The 15,904-nt window shown below is 71.2% G+C and carries 15 protein-coding genes; 13 read left to right on the top strand and 2 right to left on the bottom strand.

Annotation, left to right across the window (positions count from 1 at the left end; all coding sequences use genetic code 11):
• The first annotated feature begins 58 nt into the window (after window positions 1-58).
• The 12 genes from CRP49_RS11605 (at window position 59) to CRP49_RS11550 (ending at window position 12,794) form a co-directional block, all read left to right on the top strand.
• The gene (locus tag CRP49_RS11605) at window positions 59-472 is read left to right on the top strand and encodes a DUF3151 domain-containing protein (protein ID WP_097253306.1); all 414 of its coding nucleotides are present in this window, start codon (window positions 59-61) and stop codon (window positions 470-472) included.
• Window positions 473-624: 152 nt separating this feature from the next.
• The gene (locus CRP49_RS11600; RefSeq protein ID WP_097253305.1) at window positions 625-1,473 is read left to right on the top strand and encodes a tryptophan 2,3-dioxygenase family protein; all 849 of its coding nucleotides are present in this window, start codon (window positions 625-627) and stop codon (window positions 1,471-1,473) included.
• Entirely contained in the window at window positions 1,466-2,650 is a 1,185-nt protein-coding gene (kynU, locus tag CRP49_RS11595; RefSeq protein WP_097253304.1) for a kynureninase, read from the top strand. Before CRP49_RS11600 ends, kynU begins: the two co-directional genes overlap by 8 nt.
• A gap of 208 nt (window positions 2,651-2,858) precedes the next feature.
• Window positions 2,859-3,758 carry an alpha/beta hydrolase gene (locus tag CRP49_RS11590; protein WP_097253303.1) on the top strand — a complete coding sequence of 300 codons (900 nt, stop codon included), beginning with the start codon at window positions 2,859-2,861 and terminating at the stop codon, window positions 3,756-3,758.
• A gap of 292 nt (window positions 3,759-4,050) precedes the next feature.
• Window positions 4,051-5,052, top strand: coding sequence for an alpha/beta hydrolase family protein (locus CRP49_RS11585; RefSeq protein WP_257033367.1), 1,002 nt, complete (start codon window positions 4,051-4,053; stop codon window positions 5,050-5,052).
• Window positions 5,045-6,259: an acyltransferase gene (locus CRP49_RS11580; RefSeq protein ID WP_257033366.1), complete on the top strand. Its 1,215-nt coding sequence runs from the start codon at window positions 5,045-5,047 to the stop codon at window positions 6,257-6,259. The genes CRP49_RS11585 and CRP49_RS11580 overlap by 8 nt, the downstream gene beginning before the upstream one ends.
• Window positions 6,260-6,458: 199 nt before the next feature.
• The gene (locus tag CRP49_RS11575) at window positions 6,459-7,874 is read left to right on the top strand and encodes a sensor histidine kinase (protein WP_257033365.1); all 1,416 of its coding nucleotides are present in this window, start codon (window positions 6,459-6,461) and stop codon (window positions 7,872-7,874) included.
• Window positions 7,871-8,551 (top strand): response regulator transcription factor, encoded by a 681-nt coding sequence (locus tag CRP49_RS11570; protein WP_097253300.1) that lies wholly within the window; start codon window positions 7,871-7,873, stop codon window positions 8,549-8,551. Before CRP49_RS11575 ends, CRP49_RS11570 begins: the two co-directional genes overlap by 4 nt.
• Window positions 8,552-8,724: 173 nt before the next feature.
• On the top strand, window positions 8,725-10,080 hold the full coding sequence (locus tag CRP49_RS11565) for a sensor histidine kinase (RefSeq protein ID WP_097253299.1): 1,356 nt from the start codon (window positions 8,725-8,727) through the stop codon (window positions 10,078-10,080).
• The gene (locus CRP49_RS11560; RefSeq protein WP_097253298.1) at window positions 10,077-10,742 is read left to right on the top strand and encodes a response regulator transcription factor; all 666 of its coding nucleotides are present in this window, start codon (window positions 10,077-10,079) and stop codon (window positions 10,740-10,742) included. Before CRP49_RS11565 ends, CRP49_RS11560 begins: the two co-directional genes overlap by 4 nt.
• A gap of 165 nt (window positions 10,743-10,907) precedes the next feature.
• The gene (locus CRP49_RS11555) at window positions 10,908-12,113 is read left to right on the top strand and encodes a cytochrome P450 (RefSeq protein ID WP_097253297.1); all 1,206 of its coding nucleotides are present in this window, start codon (window positions 10,908-10,910) and stop codon (window positions 12,111-12,113) included.
• 87 nt (window positions 12,114-12,200) lie between these two features.
• Window positions 12,201-12,794 (top strand): Uma2 family endonuclease, encoded by a 594-nt coding sequence (locus CRP49_RS11550; protein ID WP_097253296.1) that lies wholly within the window; start codon window positions 12,201-12,203, stop codon window positions 12,792-12,794.
• Window positions 12,795-12,965: 171 nt separating this feature from the next.
• Here the strand turns inward: CRP49_RS11550 and CRP49_RS11545 are convergent, their stop codons facing one another.
• Window positions 12,966-13,868, bottom strand: a complete 903-nt coding sequence (locus tag CRP49_RS11545; RefSeq protein ID WP_097253295.1) for an ABC transporter ATP-binding protein — start codon at window positions 13,866-13,868, stop codon at window positions 12,966-12,968.
• 8 nt (window positions 13,869-13,876) lie between these two features.
• Between CRP49_RS11545 and CRP49_RS11540 the strand changes: the two genes are divergently transcribed.
• Window positions 13,877-14,281 carry a GbsR/MarR family transcriptional regulator gene (locus CRP49_RS11540; RefSeq protein WP_097253294.1) on the top strand — a complete coding sequence of 135 codons (405 nt, stop codon included), beginning with the start codon at window positions 13,877-13,879 and terminating at the stop codon, window positions 14,279-14,281.
• Here CRP49_RS11540 and CRP49_RS11535 read toward each other — a convergent pair.
• Entirely contained in the window at window positions 14,278-15,786 is a 1,509-nt protein-coding gene (locus CRP49_RS11535; RefSeq protein ID WP_097253293.1) for an APC family permease, read from the bottom strand. The genes CRP49_RS11540 and CRP49_RS11535 overlap by 4 nt on opposite strands.
• Window positions 15,787-15,904: the final 118 nt, after the last annotated feature.

Below are 15,904 nucleotides of genomic sequence, written 5' to 3'. Positions count from 1 at the left end.
GAAGGAAGGAGCACGGGGCACCCGAGAGGATCACGCCGCGGCGCGGCAGACTGGACCCATGACAACCCACCAGAACCTCCTCGGCGGCCCGCCCCCCACCCACCTCCCCGACGACCCGGAGCCCCGCGAACTCCTCGCCCAGGGCGCCGCGCCCGCGGACGTCGCCGCCAAGTACCCCACCTCCTCCCTCGCCTGGGCCCAGCTGGCCGACGATGCGTTCGAGCGGGGCGCGGTCGTGGAGTCGTACGCCTACGCCCGTACGGGCTACCACCGCGGCCTGGACGCCCTGCGCCGCAACGGCTGGAAGGGCCACGGCCCGGTCCCCTGGGAGCACGAGCCGAACCGCGGCTTCCTGCGCGCCCTGCACGCGCTCGCCCGCGCCGCCCAGTCCATCGGCGAGCAGGAGGAGTACGAGCGCTGCTCGCAGTTCCTGAAGGACTCCTCCCCGACGGCCGCCCAGACCCTGGGCTGACCCTTACGGGAGTTCCCGGTGTGGCCCGTCTGGCAGCAGACGGGCCTTGCCGTATCCGTTGGGATTGCGGAGGATTCCGCTTGGGGACCGGGGCCCCCGTGCCGGCATCGGCAGGGGCGGACCGCTACCCTGAGTAACAACAGGAGACAGTGATGTCCCACCAGGCTCGCCCCCCTCATGAGGCCGCTGAGCCCGAGACCCCGCATCTCGACTTCGCCGGTACGACGCCCTACGAGGACTACGTCAAGGCGGATGTGCTCACCCACCTCCAGCACACCCTCTCCGACGACCCCGGAGAGATGGTCTTCCTGGTCACGACCCAGGTCATGGAGCTGTGGTTCACGGTGATCGTGCACGAGTGGGAGACCGCCGCGAAGGCGCTCCGCTCGGACGACGTCCCGACCGCCGTCGCCGCGCTGAAGCGTTCCGTGCGGGAGCTGGAGGCCCTGAACGCCTCCTGGAAGCCGCTCGGCCAGCTGACCCCGGCCCAGTTCAACTCGTACCGCTCCGCCCTCGGCGAGGGCTCCGGTTTCCAGTCGGCGATGTACCGCCGCATGGAGTTCCTGCTCGGCGAGAAGTCCGCGTCCATGCTCGTCCCGCACCGCGGCGCCCCGCGCGTCCACGCGGAACTGGAGAAGGCCCTGCACGAGCCGAGCCTGTACGACGAGGTCGTACGGCTCCTCGCCCGCCGCGGCCACGCGATCCCCGAGTCGGTCCTGCACCGGGACGTGGCCCAGCGCTACGAGACGTCCGACGCCGTCGAGGCGGCCTGGGCGGAGGTCTACTCCGGCGACCAGAACTCCGAACTCGTCCGCCTCGGCGAGGCGTTGTCCGACGTCGCCGAACTGGTCTGGCGCTGGCGCAACGACCACCTGGTCGCCACCCGCCGCGCGATGGGCGCCAAGCCCGGCACGGGCGGCTCCGCGGGCGTGGCCTGGCTGGAGAAGCGCGCGGGCAAGAACGTGTTCCCGGAGCTGTGGACGGCGAGGTCCCATGTCTGAGCTGACTGTGCGAGCCGAGAAGCTGGACGCGGCGGACGAACTGGCCCCGCTGCGCTCCCGTTTCGTCCTCGACGAGGTCGTCTACCTGGACGGAAACTCCCTGGGCGCCCTGCCGGCGAACGTGCCGGCCCGGATCGAGGACGTCGTCCGCCGGCAGTGGGGCGAGCTGCGCATCCGCTCCTGGGACGAGAGCGGCTGGTGGACGGCCCCCGAGCGGATCGGTGACCGCATCGCTCCGCTGGTGGGGGCGGCGCCGGGCCAGATCGTCGTGGGCGACTCCACAAGTGTCAACGTTTTCAAGGCACTTGTGGCTGCCGTCCGCATGGCCGGCCCGGCCCGCGACGAGATCCTGGTCGACGCGACCACGTTCCCCACGGACGGCTACATCGCCGAGTCGGCCGCCCGCATGACCGGCCGCAGCCTGCGCCCGGTGACCCCCGCGGAGGTGCCCTCGGCGCTGAGCGACCGTACGGCGGCGGTGCTGCTGAACCACGTCGACTACCGCAGCGGCCGCCTGCACGACCTGCCGTCGCTGACCGCCGCCATCCACGCGTCCGGCGCGCTCGCGGTCTGGGACCTGTGCCACAGCGCGGGCGCCCTGCCGGTGGGCCTGGACGAGCACGGGGTCGACCTGGCGGTCGGCTGCACCTACAAGTACCTGAACGGCGGCCCGGGTTCACCCGCGTACCTCTACGTCCGCCGTGACCTGCAGGACCGCTTCGACTCCCCGCTGCCCGGCTGGAACTCCCACGCCGAGCCCTTCGGTATGAGTCAGTCCTACGCCCCGGCGCCGGGCGCCCTGCGCGGCCGCGTCGGCACCCCGGACATCCTCTCCATGCTCGCCCTTGAGGCGGCCCTGGAGATCTGGGACGACGCCTCCGTCGCCGCGGTCCGCGCCAAGTCCCTGGCCCTGACCGACTTCTTCCTGGAGTGCGTCACGGCGTACACCGAGCCGGGCCGGATCACCTCCGTGACCCCGGACGCCCACGAGGAGCGGGGCAGCCAGATCGCCCTGCGCTGCCCCGACGCGGGTGACGTGATGAAGCAGCTCATCGACCGGGGCGTGGTCGGCGACTTCCGCAACCCCGACGTCCTCCGCTTCGGCTTCAGCCCGCTGTACGTGAGCTTCGCCGAGACGGAGCGGGCGGCGCGGGTGCTGGGGGAGGTGCTCGGCTAGGGGAGGTGCTCGGCCGGCGGAGGTGCTCGGCCGGCGGAGCAGAGACAAGGGGGGCGGGGTGCGGTCGACCACCCCGCCCCCTCCTCGTCCCCCTCCCCTTACTCTGCCTCTCCATGCACGTCACCGGCCTGATACCGTCCCCGCCAACGGTCGACGAAGATTCGCCACCCGGTCCGCCAAACCCGTTCTGTCGCTGAGAGGTTGGAGCATGCCGGACGACGCCGCAGCAGCCCGCGCCGCCGCCGAAGAGGAGTCGGCCTTCTCGCACCCCCCGGTCGACCCCGACGTCACCGCCGCCTACGGCGACCACCCCGACCAGGTGATCGACTTCTACGCACCCCGGACCGACGCGACCCACGCCCCCCTGGTCGTCGTCCTGCACGGCGGGGCCTGGCGCGCCCCCTACGACCGCCGCCATGTCACCCCCTTCGCGGACTACCTGGCCCGTAAGGGCTTCGCCGTGGCCAACGTGGAGTACCGGCGAGGCGGCGACCCCCAGATCCCGGCCCAGAACACCGGATCCGGCACCGGGGCGCCGACCCCCCTGGCCGGCCGCTGGCCCGACACCTTCGACGACGTAGCCGCCGCCCTGGACGCCCTCCCCGCCCTGGTCCGCGAGGCGCTTCCGCAGGCCGACCCCCGCCGCATGGTCCTCACCGGCCACTCGGCGGGCGGTCACCTCGCCCTGTGGGCAGCGGCCCGCCACGTCCTGCCCGCCGACGCCCCGTGGCGCACGGACGGCCCGGCCCCGCTGCGCGGCGTGGTCGCCCTCGCCCCGATCGCGGACTTCGCGGTGGCGGAGAAGCTGGACGTCTGCGGCAACGCGGCCCTGCAACTCCTCGGCGGCCAGGACAGGTTCGCCGAGCGTCAGCCGTACGCCGACCCCGCCCTCCTCCTGCCGACGGGCATCGCGACGACCCTGGTCCAGGGCCGTGCGGACCTGGACGTACCGCAGGCGGTGGCCGAGTCCTACGCGGACGCGGCGGCGAAGGCGGGCGAGGTGGTGGGCCTGACGTTGCTGGAGGACGTGGGCCACTTCCCGCTGATCGACCCGGCGGCGGACGCGTGCGCGGTGGTGGCGGAGGAGATCGCCCAACTGGCGTGGTAGCCCTCTGACCCCCGACCCGGTCATACCCGTAGTACCTGAGAGCTACATCCCAGAACAGCTCCCTGGCGGGACGCCGACGACACCCCCCGATTCCTAACTTCCTCCTCAGACAAGCCCGATGGCCGGGCTCTCTGAGAGGAACCGAACCATGGGGCAGTCACGTCCGCCGAACCCGACCCTGCACCCACCGACGCCGCTGCCGCGCTCAGCCGACAACCCGCAGTCGCCGACGGTGCTTGCGTCCCACAGGGGCCACCCGCACCCGACAACGAAAGCTGCACGTGTGGTGCGGGTGGGAACCCAAACCCGGCCGAAGGCCGGGTGCCCACCCACACACCCGCACCCGAACGCGCACCCAAAACCGCACCGCACCTGGCGCCAGGCCCTCCTCACAGCCGCCACCGTCGCAGCCCTGACCGCAGCCGCCCACCCCCACATCCCGGCCCCCACCCCCGCCACCCTCCCCACCCTCACCCCCGCCACCCTCCAGGCGACCTACAAGGCGAACCGAGAAAACGCCACCCACGCAGCCCACATGGCCACCACCCACGGCGACAACCACCGCGCCACAGCCGACCGCACCCTCGCCACCCGCAACCTCCTCACCTTCGACGGCAGAGGCCCAGGCCAGGCCACAGAAGTCCTCGGCGACCCCACCCACGCAGACCACATCGCCGTCCTGGTCCCCGGCTCCGACACCTCCCTGGACACCTACGCCCGCTTCCACCGAACCGCAGTGGCCCTCTACAAGGCAGCGCACCGCACCAACCCCCGCACAGCGGTCATCGCCTGGCTCGGCTACAAAACCCCCGCCACGGTCAGCACCACAGTCACCACCACGACCCGCGCCGACCAAGCGGCCCACCAACTACGCGCCTTCATACGCGAGTTGCGCGGAATCACCCCCACCCCCACCACCCACATCTCCCTCCTCTGCCACTCCTACGGCTCAGTCGTCTGTGCCCGATCCGCCCCCGCCCTCCCCGTGGACGACATCGTCCTGCTCGGCAGCCCCGGCACAGCCGCGGACACCGTCGCAGCCCTGCACACCCCCGCCCGAGTCTGGGCGGCCCGCGGCAGCAAGGACTGGGTGGCCCACGTACCCCACATCCGCGCCGGCCTGCTCCTCGCCACCGTCGGCTTCGGCACCGACCCCGTCTCCCATGCCTTCGGTGCCCGGGTCTTCGACGCGGCCGACGCCGACCACAGCGGCTACTTCACCCCGGGCTCGGTCTCCCTCGCCAACCTGGCCCGCATCACCCTCGGCGAGACCTCGGAGGTGACCCGTGGCTGAGCCGACCCTGCGCGCTCCGCGCCGCGCGCTGCACGCGATCCGTCAGGGCGCCCACCGCGTGGACGCCGCCACCCCCGCCTCCCGGGACCGCGCGGTCGACGCCCTGCGCGCCTTCGCGATCCTCGGTGTGGTCCTCGGCCACTGGCTGGTCACGGCACTGGTCGCGCAGGACGGCGGCCTGCACACGGCGAGCCCGCTGCAGCGCATGCCGTGGCTGGCCCCGATCTCCTGGATCTTCCAGACCCTGGCGGTGTTCTTCCTGGTGGGCGGCCACGTGGCGACCCGCAGCCTGGCCTCGGCACAGGCCCGCGGCACGACGTACCCGCACTGGCTCCGCGCCCGCCTCACCCGCCTCCTCCGCCCGGTAGCGGCCCTACTGGCCCTCTGGACGGTGGCCGCAGTGACCCTCCTCCTCACCGGCGCCCCTCTCGCCACCATCCACACCCTCCTCAAACTCGCCCTGTCCCCCCTGTGGTTCCTCCTGGTCTTCGCGGCCCTGACGGCCGCGACCCCCCTCCTCACCCGCCTCAACCCCCTCTGGCCGCTGGCCGTCGTCCTGCACGTGGACGTCCTGCGCTTCGGCCTGCACATGGGCCCGTCCTGGCTCGGCTGGGTGAACCTGGCGGCGGGCTGGCTGGTCCCGTACACCCTGGGCGCGGCCTGGACCCGAGGCGAACTGGACACCCGCCGAGCAGCCTGGGTCCTGCTCATAGCCGGTACGACGGCGACGGCGGCCCTGATCATCTGGGCGGGCTACCCGGCCTCCATGGTCGGAGTCCCCGGCACGACCATCTCCAACCTCAACCCCCCAACCCTGGCGGCCGTGACGTTCGGACTGGCCCAGTGCGGCCTGGCGCTGCTCCTCAGAGACCGCCTGCGCCGAGCAATGACCCGCCCCCTCGCCTGGTCGGCGACAACCCTGACCAACCTCTCGGCGATGACGATCTTCCTCTGGCACCAGACGGCCCTGATGGCCACGACGGCAACCGCCCTCCTGGCCGGCCGCCTCCCCGGCCTGCACACCCATCCCGACTCCCTGACCTGGGTAGCGGCCCGCCTCGCCTACCTCCCCCTCTTCGCCCTGACCCTGACCCTCTTCTGGCTGGCCTTCCGCCACCACGAACAGGGCCCCCGCCGCCCCCGCAACCGCCCGTCCCGCCTGGTCCACCACCATTCCCCCCAAGCGAAGACCCCACACAATGCCTAAAGTTGCCCAAGTGACACCCGCGGCCGCCGACGACGCGCACGCCCCACAGGGCCCACCCGAACCCAACGACGAAAGCCGCACACCCCACCCACCCCCCGCACCCGCCGACGGCGAATCCGCCCCACAAGGGCCACCCGCACCCGACCACGAAAGCGGTACGGGTGGTGCGCGTGGGAACCCAGACCCGGCCGAAGGCCGGGTGCCCCACAACGCACCCACACCCGAAAACACACCCGAACACACACCCCGCAAAACCCGCCTCCGCACCTGGCTGGGAGAAACCCCCTCCCCCCACTCACCCCCGTTCTCCAAATACCGCTGGCTCCGCCTCCTCACCTACCTCCTCACCGCCTACACGGCCCTCGGCATCGCCCTGGCCGGAAGCGACGAACTCCACACCTCCTACGGCCTCACCACAGCCGTAGCCCTCCTCATCGGCGCCCTCCAGGCCACCGCCATCGTCCTCGCCCTCTGGCGCCCCACCCCCGCCTGGACCCTGTCCCTGGCCGCCGCCGCCCTCACCGCCCTCCTGGCCCGCCCCCACCTGGGGACGGTCTCCACCCCCGGCCCCGACTGGCCCTGGACCACGCCCACGCTGCTCGCCCACATGGCCGTGCTCCTCCTCCTGGCCCTGCGCGTCCGCATACGTCTCACCCTCGCCGCCCTGGCCGTGACGACCCTGACGACCTACGTCCTGCAAGGCGTGATCGGCGCCCAGCGCTACTCCTCGACCGGCGTCATAGCGGTAGCCCTCTTCGCCGTCACCGTCCTCGTCGGCACCGCCCTGCGCGGCCGCAGCGAGGCCCGCACCCAGCTGATCGAGCAGACGACGATCACCGCGGAGGAACGCGCCCGCCGCACCCTGCTGGAGGAGCGCAGCCGTATCGCCCGCGAGCTGCACGACGTGGTCGCCCACCACATGTCGGTGATCTCCATCCAGGCCCAGGTCGCCCCCCACCTGGTGGAGAACCCCCCGGAGGAGCTGAAGGAGAACCTCGCCGGGATCCGCAACAACGCCCTGGAGGCCCTCACCGAACTACGCCGCGTCCTAGGCGTCCTGCGCTCAGAGTCCCCCGACAACCCCGGCCACCCCGACGCGACCGAGGGCCCGCAGCCGAACCTCGCCCGCCTGGACGCCCTGATCGAGAACACCAGGGCGGCCGGCCTGGACGTCGTCACCCGCTTCCGCGGCGAGTCCCGCACCTACCCGCCGGGTGTGGAGCTGTCGGCGTACAGGATCGTCCAGGAGGCGCTGAGCAACGCCCTGCGGCACGCCCCGGGTTCAAGCGTCCGGGTGGAGGTCAGCCATCAGTCCGACGGCATATTGCTGTGCGTGACCAATTCCCGTCCCCGCCACCCGGTCCAGCCCTCCCCGGGCTCCGGCCACGGCCTGCTGGGCATGCGGGAGCGCGCGGCGATGCTCGGCGGGCACCTCAGCGCGATCCCGAACCTGCACGGCGGCTTCACTGTGACGGCGTTCCTCCCCAAGACGGGCACCCCACGTCAGCCCCGGCCCCTTCGTCCGGACTTTCCCCGCCCCGACATCCACTTCCCGCCCCTGCCCGACGACGACCCGCACCACCCCCAGCCCCCGACAGGAGAAAAGACCCCATGACGAGCGGCGCCGGCACCATCCGCGTACTCATCGCCGACGACCAGGAGATGGTCCGGCAGGGCTTCACCGTGCTGCTCAACACCAAGCCCGACATCGAGGTGATCGGACAGGCGGTGCACGGCCGCGACGCGATCGCCAAGGCCGCCGAACTGACCCCGGACGTGGTCCTGATGGACATCCGGATGCCCGAGCTCGGCGGCATCGAGGCGACCCGCCGCATCACCGCCGACCAACCGGGCACCAAGGTCCTGGTCCTCACCACCTTCGACCTGGACGAGCACGTGTACGACGCGCTGCGCGCCGGAGCCTCCGGGTTCCTGCTCAAGGACGCCTCCGCCGACCAGCTCGCCGATGCGGTGAGAGTGGTGGCGGCCGGGGACGCGCTGCTCGCCCCGGGCATCACCCGCCGTCTGATCGCCGAGTTCTCCCGTATGGACGGCCCTCCCCGGGCCCCGCTCAAACAGCGTGTGGGCGAGCTGACGGAGCGCGAGACGGAGGTGCTCGCACTGATCGCGCAGGGCCTGACGAACGCCGAGATCGCCGAGCACCTGGTCGTCGCCGAGCAGACCGTGAAGACCCACGTGGGCCGCATCCTGGTGAAGCTGGGCCTGCGCGACCGCACCCAGGCGGCGATCTTCGCCTACGAGTCCGGCCTGGTCCGCCCCGGCGCCCACTGACCCCGTCCCGCCCGGCCCCCTGGGTCCGGCACCCTGAGGACTGCCCCACCCCTGAGGACTGCCCCACCCCTGGGTACTGTCCCGCCCCCTACCTGTAGTACCTGAGAAGGATCCCCAAGGACCCCCCTCCGAGGGGACGACCGCTACCCCGCCCGGGCCCTACCGTTTTCCATGTGACCGAGACGACGCACACGCAGCCGACACCGCAGGGCGGAGCCGCGAGGCCGCGCAGCCCCGAGTTCCGGCTCGCCGCGGATGCCCTGCGCGGGCTGCGGCAGGACCTGTTCCACGACGCCTTCGCCTACCGCCCGCTGCCCCGCAGGGACGCCGACGGCCGGCTCGCCCGCCGTGGCGGCCGGCTGAAGGAGTACGCGGACTGGACACCGCACGCGGTCGTGGGCGCCCTCGGCACGCTGGCGGCGCTCCTCGCCGTGGGAGGGACGGACGACTCCGGACTGCTGCCGCTGCTGTGCGGGCTGCTGGCCCTGGGGCCGGTCCTGCTGACCCTGGCTCGTCCGGTGGGAGCGTTCTGGTTCTCCCTTGCCGCGACCACGGTCACCGCCGTCATGACCGGCGGCAACTGGGGCGACTGGCCGTGGGCGCCGGGCAGCTTCCTGTCCCACCTGGTGGTGCTCACGGTCGTCGCGCTGCGCACCCGCCCGCGCACGGCGGCCTGGATGTGGGTGCTGACCGGGGCCTACGGCTTCGTCGCCGAGAGCGCCTTCGGCTGGAGCCACTACGACACCAACGTCGGCCCGATGCTGATCCTCTCCGCGCTGATCCTGCTGGTCGTCACCGTCCGGCAGATACGCAGGGAGGCCCAGCAGGAGGTGACCGCCCAGCAGACGGTGACCGCGGTGGAGCGTTCGCGGCGCACGCTGCTGGAGGAGCGCACGACCATCGCCCGCGAGCTGCACGACGTGGTCGCCCACCACATGTCGGTGGTCGCCATCCAGGCGGAGGCCGCGCCCTACCGGGTGGAGAACCCCCCGCCGGAGCTGGAGAAGGCGTTCGCCACCATCCGGGAGAACGCGGTGGCGGCCCTGACCGAGCTGCGCCGGGTCCTGGGAGTGGTCCGCGCGGAGGACTACGAGGCGCCGGACGCCCCGCAGCCCACCCTCGCCGACCTGGACGGGCTGCTGGCCAATGTGCGGGAGGCCGGGCTCGAGGTGGAGAAGGCGGTGACCGGCGCGGTGCGCGAACTGCCGCAGGGCGTGGAGCTGTCGGCGTACCGGATCGTGCAGGAGGCGCTGAGCAACACGCTGCGGCACGCTCCGGAGGCGGGCGCGCGGGTCGAGATCGGGTATGTGCTCGGTGGCCTGGGCCTGCGCATAGTCAACGGCCCGCCGCCGGCCTCGGCCCTGCTGAAGCCCTCGCCGGGCGCCGGGCACGGCATCACGGGGATGCGGGAGCGGGTCTCGATGCTGAACGGGGAGATGACGACGGGCCCGACGGCCGACGGAGGGTACGAGGTGACGGTGTTCCTGCCGGTGCCGGCGGCCGACGCCGCGATCGAGGGTGAGGCATGACGATCCGCGTACTGATCGCGGACGACCAGATGATGGTGCGCGAGGGCTTCTCGGTCCTGCTGAACGCGATGCCGGACATCGAGGTCGTCGGCGAGGCCGTCAACGGCCGCCAGGCGGTCGAGCGGGTGCGGGAGCTGGCGCCGGACGTGGTGCTGATGGACATCCGTATGCCGGAGCTGAACGGCATCGAGGCGACGAGGGAGATCGTCGCGGCGGACGACACGGCGAAGGTGCTGGTGCTGACCACGTTCGACCTGGACGAGTACGTGTACCAGGCGCTGCGCGCGGGAGCCTCAGGCTTCCTCCTGAAGGACGCCTCGGCCCGCCAACTGGCCGACGGGGTACGGGTGGTGGCCTCCGGTGAGGCGCTGCTCGCCCCCTCGGTCACCAGGCGGCTGATCACGGAGTTCTCCCGGCTGTCGGAGGCTCCGCGCATGATGCCCTCGGCGCAGGCGGCGTACGGGGAGCTGACGGAGCGGGAGACGGAGGTGCTGGTCCTGATCGCGCAGGGCCTGTCGAACGCGGAGATCGCCGAGCGGCTGGTGGTGGCGGAGTCGACGATCAAGACCCATGTGAGCCGGATCCTGGTGAAGCTGGGGCTCAGGGACCGTACCCAGGCGGCGGTGTTCGCGTACGAGGCGCGGCTGGTGACACCTGGGTAGGCGGGCGACGGCGGCGCCGAGCAGCACTGTCTCGACGTCAGGAACGGTGAGGTCAACGCCGCGGCCCAGGTGGTCGGGGACTGCCACGGCCTGGCCTGCCCAACCCGGCGTGAGCCGCTGAGACACCCCTGGTCAGGAGGGGGATCGTCGGTCTAACGTCCGTGCATGGCAGCCTTCGATCCCTGGGACCCGTACTTCCTGGCCGACCCGTACCCCGCGTACGCCGAGCTGCGCGCCAAGGGCCGGGTGCACTACTACGAGCCCACGAATCAGTGGCTGGTCCCGCGGCACGCCGACGTCTCGGCGCTGCTGCGGGACCGGCGCCTCGGCCGCACGTACCAGCACCGGTTCACGCACGAGGACTTCGGGCGTACCGCACCCCCGGCGGCGCACGAGCCGTTCCACACGCTCAACGACCACGGGATGCTCGACCTGGAGCCGCCGGACCACACCCGGATCCGTCGGCTGGTGTCGAAGGCGTTCACACCGCGTACGGTCGAGCAGCTCAAGCCGTACGTGGCGAAGCTCGCCGGCGAGCTGGTGGACCGGCTGGTCGCGGCGGGCGGGGGCGATCTGCTCACGGACGTGGCCGAGCCGCTCCCGGTCGCCGTCATCGCCGAGATGCTGGGCATCCCGGAGTCCGACCGGGCCCCGCTGCGGCCCTGGTCGGCGGACATCTGCGGGATGTACGAGCTGAACCCGTCGGAGGAGACGGCAGCGCGGGCCGTCCGCGCATCGGTCGAGTTCTCGGACTACCTCCGCGAACTGATCGCCGAGCGCCGCAAGGAGCCGGGCGACGACCTGATCTCCGGGCTCATCGCCGCCCACGACGAGGGCGACCGGCTGACCGAGCAGGAGATGATCTCCACGGCCGTGCTGCTGCTGAACGCCGGCCACGAGGCCACCGTCAACGCCACGGTCAACGGCTGGTACGCCCTGTTCCGCAACCCGCCCCAGCTGGCGGCCCTCCGCGCCGACCACTCCCTCGTCCCCTCGGCCATCGAGGAGCTGATGCGCTACGACACCCCGCTCCAGCTCTTCGAACGCTGGGTGCTGGACGAGATCGAGATCGACGGCACGACGATCCCCAGGGGCGCGGAGGTAGCCATGCTCTTCGGCTCCGCCAACCACGACCCGGAGGTCTTCCAGAACCCCGAGAGGCTCGACCTCACCCGCAAGGACAACCCCCACATCTCGTTCAGCGCGGGCATCCACTACTGCATCGGAGCGCCGCTGGCTCGTATTGAACTGGCGGCGTCCATGACGGCATTGCTGGACAAGGCCCCCACATTGAGCCTGGCGGAGGAGCCGGAGAGGAAGCCGAACTTTGTGATCCGGGGGTTGGAGGGGCTGAGCACTGAGGTGAGGTGATCACCCGTTTGGATGATCACTGAACGATTCCGGGTGGTCGTCACCGGCGGCTCGCCAAGCTGGTGCCTGCCTGCGAAGGGAGGCACCATGACGGTTATGGCAGAGCGCGCGTCATCTCAGTTGTCGGTGGACATGTTCGAGCGGATCGCCGAATTCGCCGCTCGTGAGGACGAGACCGTCAGTTTCGAGTTCATCGATGGACGGATCGGAGTCAAGAAGGTGACGAACGGCAACCACGACGAGATCACGATGTGGTTGGTCTTCCAGTGCAAGCATGCGCGGCCTGAACTCACCCTCTATCCGGACCGCGGGCTGAAGGTCGGGGCGTATCGCAACGGTCGTGCCAAGCCTGACGGCGTGCTCGCGCCGGCGGGTCACTACACGGGAAAGGGCAACTGGGCGGACCCTGACGGCGCGCTGATGGCGGTCGAGATTACGTCGTACGACTCAGACACCCACAACCGCGATCGAGTGGAGAAGCCCCGGGCGTACGCCGAGGCGGGTATCCCCGTCTACGTGCTGATCGACCGTGAGAATCTTTCGATCCTCGTGCACAGCAACCCGGACCTGGAGGTCGGGTACCGAGACATCCACGTGGCCATGCTCGGTGACAAGGTCACCCTCCCTGACCCCGTCGGCATCGAACTCGACACCGAGGAACTGAAGCAGTACGTGGACTGAGGAGCACCCTCACGTCGGCAGGTTCCGCCTGCGCAGCCCCGCCAGCCCGCCGGCCACCAGCAGCACCGCAAGGGGAGGAAATCAGCCCGTTCACCGCGAGCCAGACCGGGATCAGCACCCGGTCGCGACGCAGTGAGAAACGCAGCAGCACTCCCGTGCCCGTGAACGTCGTCATCGCGCCGCCGCCTCGTCGTGATCCTGGTAGTGGCGCAGGAACAGCTCCTCCAGCGTCGGCGGGGTCGAGGTCAGGGAGCGTACGCCCGACTCGCTCAACTGGTGGAGGACCGCGTCCAGTTGGTCCGTGTCCACCTGGAGGCGGACCCGGTGGCCCTGCACGTCCAGGTCGTGGACGCCGGGCAGGTGCGCCAACCCGTTGGGCGGGCCCGCGAGTTCGGCGCTCACGCTCGTCCTCGTCAGGTGGCGCAGGTCGGCGAGCGAGCCGGTCTCCACGGTCCGGCCCTTGCGGATGATGCTGACCCGGTCGCAGAGTTCCTCGACCTCGCTGAGGATGTGCGAGGAGAGCAGGATCGTGCGGCCCCGCTCCCGCTCCTCCGCCACGCAGCGCCGGAAGACCTCCTCCATCAGCGGGTCCAGGCCCGACGTCGGCTCGTCCAGGATCAGCAGGTCCACGTCCGAGGCGAAGGCGGCGACCAGGGCGACCTTCTGCCGGTTGCCCTTGGAGTAGGTGCGGCCCTTCCTGGCGGGGTCCAGTTCGAGGCGGTCGATCAGGTCCGCGCGGCGCCCCGCGTTCAACCCGCCGCGCAGACGGCCGTAGAGGTCGATGACCTCGCCTCCCGACAGGTTCCGCCACAGCGTCACGTCGCCGGGGACGTAGGCGATCCGGCGGTGTGCCTCCACCGCGTCCGTCCACGGGTCGCGGCCCAGCACCTGTGCCGCGCCCGAGTCCGCGCGCAGCAGGCCGAGCAGGACACGGATGGTGGTCGACTTGCCGGCGCCGTTGGGGCCGAGGAAGCCGTGGACCTCGCCGGTCTCGACGTCGAGGTCGAGGCCGTCGAGCGCGTGGGTACGGCCGAAGGACTTGCGGAGTCCGGAGACCGTGATGGCCTTGGTCATGTTCGGGGATGCCGCGCATGCCCTCCCGGGTCTTCGGCGCGCTGCTCGCCTCCGACACCGGCGCCCTGACCTCGGCCGAGCTGGGCGACCAGCTGAGGATCAGCCCCGCGGCCGTCTCCGGTGCCGTGCGCTACCTCGCCCAGGTGCACATGGTGTCCCGCGAGCGGGAGCCGGGCTCCCGCCGGGAGCGGTACCGGGTGCACAGCGACCAGTGGTACGAGGCGCTCACCAACCGCGAGGCGATCATCAAGCGCTGGGAGAACGCCCTCAGAGACGGCGTGGCCAGCCTGGGCGCCGACACACCGGCCGGGCGCAGGCTGGCCGAGACGCTCGCCTTCTTCGAGTTCATCGAGCGGGACGTCGCGGAGATGATGGAACGCTGGCGGGCGTACCGCGAGGAGAGGTTCGGCTAACGTTCCTTCGTCTCCTCCAGCACCGTCCGCCCCAGCAGCGCGTACCGCTCCGGCGAGCGTCGCTTGAGGTACTGCGCGTAGCCGATGCCGCCCGCCGCGATCAGTGCGACCAGCCACGGCGTCGCCTTCAGGACCAGTGAGCCGGACTCCGAGCCGGCCGCCACGCCCATGTTGGACACCAGCAGCACGACCACCGCGAGCATCGCGATGCCGCCGATCAGCGGGGCGGCGGAGGTCCGGAACCAGTGCCGGCTCTCGGGGTGGTTCCTGCGGAAGTAGACCAGCACCGCGAACGAGCACACGGCCTGGACGACGAGGATCGCCATGGTGCCGAGGATGGCGAGCAGGACGTACGTGCCGTTGTACGGGTCCTTGCCCGCGGCCCAGAACGCGCCCACCAGCAGCCCGCTCACCACCGTCTGCACCAGGCCCGCGATGTGCGGGGAGCCGTGCCGGGGGTGGGTGCGGCCGACGGTGTTCTTCAGGGACGGCAGGACGCCCTCGCGGCCCAGGGCGTACATGTAGCGGGCGGCGCAGTTGTGGAAGGCCATGCCGCAGGCCAGCGAGCCGGTGATCATCAGCCACTGCATGACGTCGACCGCCCAGTGGCCGACGTAGCGCTCGGTGGGGTTGAAGAAGAGGCCCATCGGGTCCTTGGTCGCCACCTGCACGGCGCTGTTCACGCCGGTGCCCGAGATGGCCATCCAGGAGACGAAGACGTAGAAGACGCCGACGCCCAGGACGCTGATCATCGTCGCCTTGGGGATGATCTTCTTCGGGTCGCGGGACTCCTCGCCGTACATCGCCGTCGACTCGAAGCCGACCCAGGACCAGAAGGCGAAGAAGAGCCCGAGCCCGGCGGACGTGCCTTTGAAGGCGTTGACGGGGTTGACCGGCGCGAAGGTGAAGCCGTGCGGTCCGCCGCCGTGGAAGGCGACCGAGACGGCCATCGCGGCCAGCACGGTCACCTCGGTCGCCAGCAGCACCACCAGCAGCTTCTCGGCGACGCTCACCCCGAACCAGGTGCCGGTGGCGTTGATCGCCAGCATCAGGATCGCGAAGGCCCACCACGGGATGTCGAGCCCCGTCTGGTCCTTGAGGGTGGTGGTGGCGAAGGTGGAGAAGATCCCGATCAGCGCGGGCTCGAAGACGACGTACGCGAAGGTCGCGAGCAGTCCCGAGGCGAGGCCGACGGTGCGGCCGAGGCCGTAGGAGATGAAGCCGTAGAAGGCGCCGGTGGACGTGATGTGCTTCGCCATCGACGTGAAACCCACGGAAAAGATTGCCAGGACGACCATTGCCACGAGATAGCTTGCGGGCGCCCCGATGCCGTTCCCCGAGGACACCATGAAGGGCACGTTGCCGGTCATCGCGGTGATCGGCGCGGCCGTGGCGACGGCCATGAACACCACGCCGAGCAAGCCGACGGCGTTGGGTTTCAGCCGATGAACCGTGCCGTCGTCGTCCGTCTTCGCCGCCGGGGCGACGCCCTCGTCCACTGCCATCGGGTGGCCCCTTCCTGACCGTCACGCGCGGACGCAACCGCGCCTTGATGGAGCAGGATGGTGGAGGGTGAACCGGTCCCTCAAGGGGTCGGCACGGTTAAATATTTGTCACCAGACC

It is taken from the genome of Streptomyces sp. Ag109_G2-15 (assembly GCF_900215565.1).
GTDB lineage: Bacteria > Actinomycetota > Actinomycetes > Streptomycetales > Streptomycetaceae > Streptomyces > Streptomyces diastatochromogenes.
Note: the sequence above shows the minus strand (reverse complement) of the source record. Positions and strands in the feature narration are given on the sequence as shown.

Bases quoted from the DNA above. Each gene is read 5' to 3' on its own strand.
- CRP49_RS11605 (WP_097253306.1), top strand. From the start codon at position 59: ATGACAACCCACCAGAACCTCCTCGGCGGCCCGCCCCCCACCCACCTC.
- CRP49_RS11600 (WP_097253305.1), top strand. From the start codon at position 625: ATGTCCCACCAGGCTCGCCCCCCTCATGAGGCCGCTGAGCCCGAGACC.
- kynU (WP_097253304.1), top strand. From the start codon at position 1,466: ATGTCTGAGCTGACTGTGCGAGCCGAGAAGCTGGACGCGGCGGACGAA.
- CRP49_RS11590 (WP_097253303.1), top strand. From the start codon at position 2,859: ATGCCGGACGACGCCGCAGCAGCCCGCGCCGCCGCCGAAGAGGAGTCG.
- CRP49_RS11570 (WP_097253300.1), top strand. From the start codon at position 7,871: ATGACGAGCGGCGCCGGCACCATCCGCGTACTCATCGCCGACGACCAG.
- CRP49_RS11560 (WP_097253298.1), top strand. From the start codon at position 10,077: ATGACGATCCGCGTACTGATCGCGGACGACCAGATGATGGTGCGCGAG.
- CRP49_RS11555 (WP_097253297.1), top strand. From the start codon at position 10,908: ATGGCAGCCTTCGATCCCTGGGACCCGTACTTCCTGGCCGACCCGTAC.
- CRP49_RS11550 (WP_097253296.1), top strand. From the start codon at position 12,201: ATGACGGTTATGGCAGAGCGCGCGTCATCTCAGTTGTCGGTGGACATG.
- CRP49_RS11545 (WP_097253295.1), bottom strand. From the start codon at position 13,868: ATGACCAAGGCCATCACGGTCTCCGGACTCCGCAAGTCCTTCGGCCGT.
- CRP49_RS11540 (WP_097253294.1), top strand. From the start codon at position 13,877: ATGCCGCGCATGCCCTCCCGGGTCTTCGGCGCGCTGCTCGCCTCCGAC.
- CRP49_RS11535 (WP_097253293.1), bottom strand. From the start codon at position 15,786: ATGGCAGTGGACGAGGGCGTCGCCCCGGCGGCGAAGACGGACGACGAC.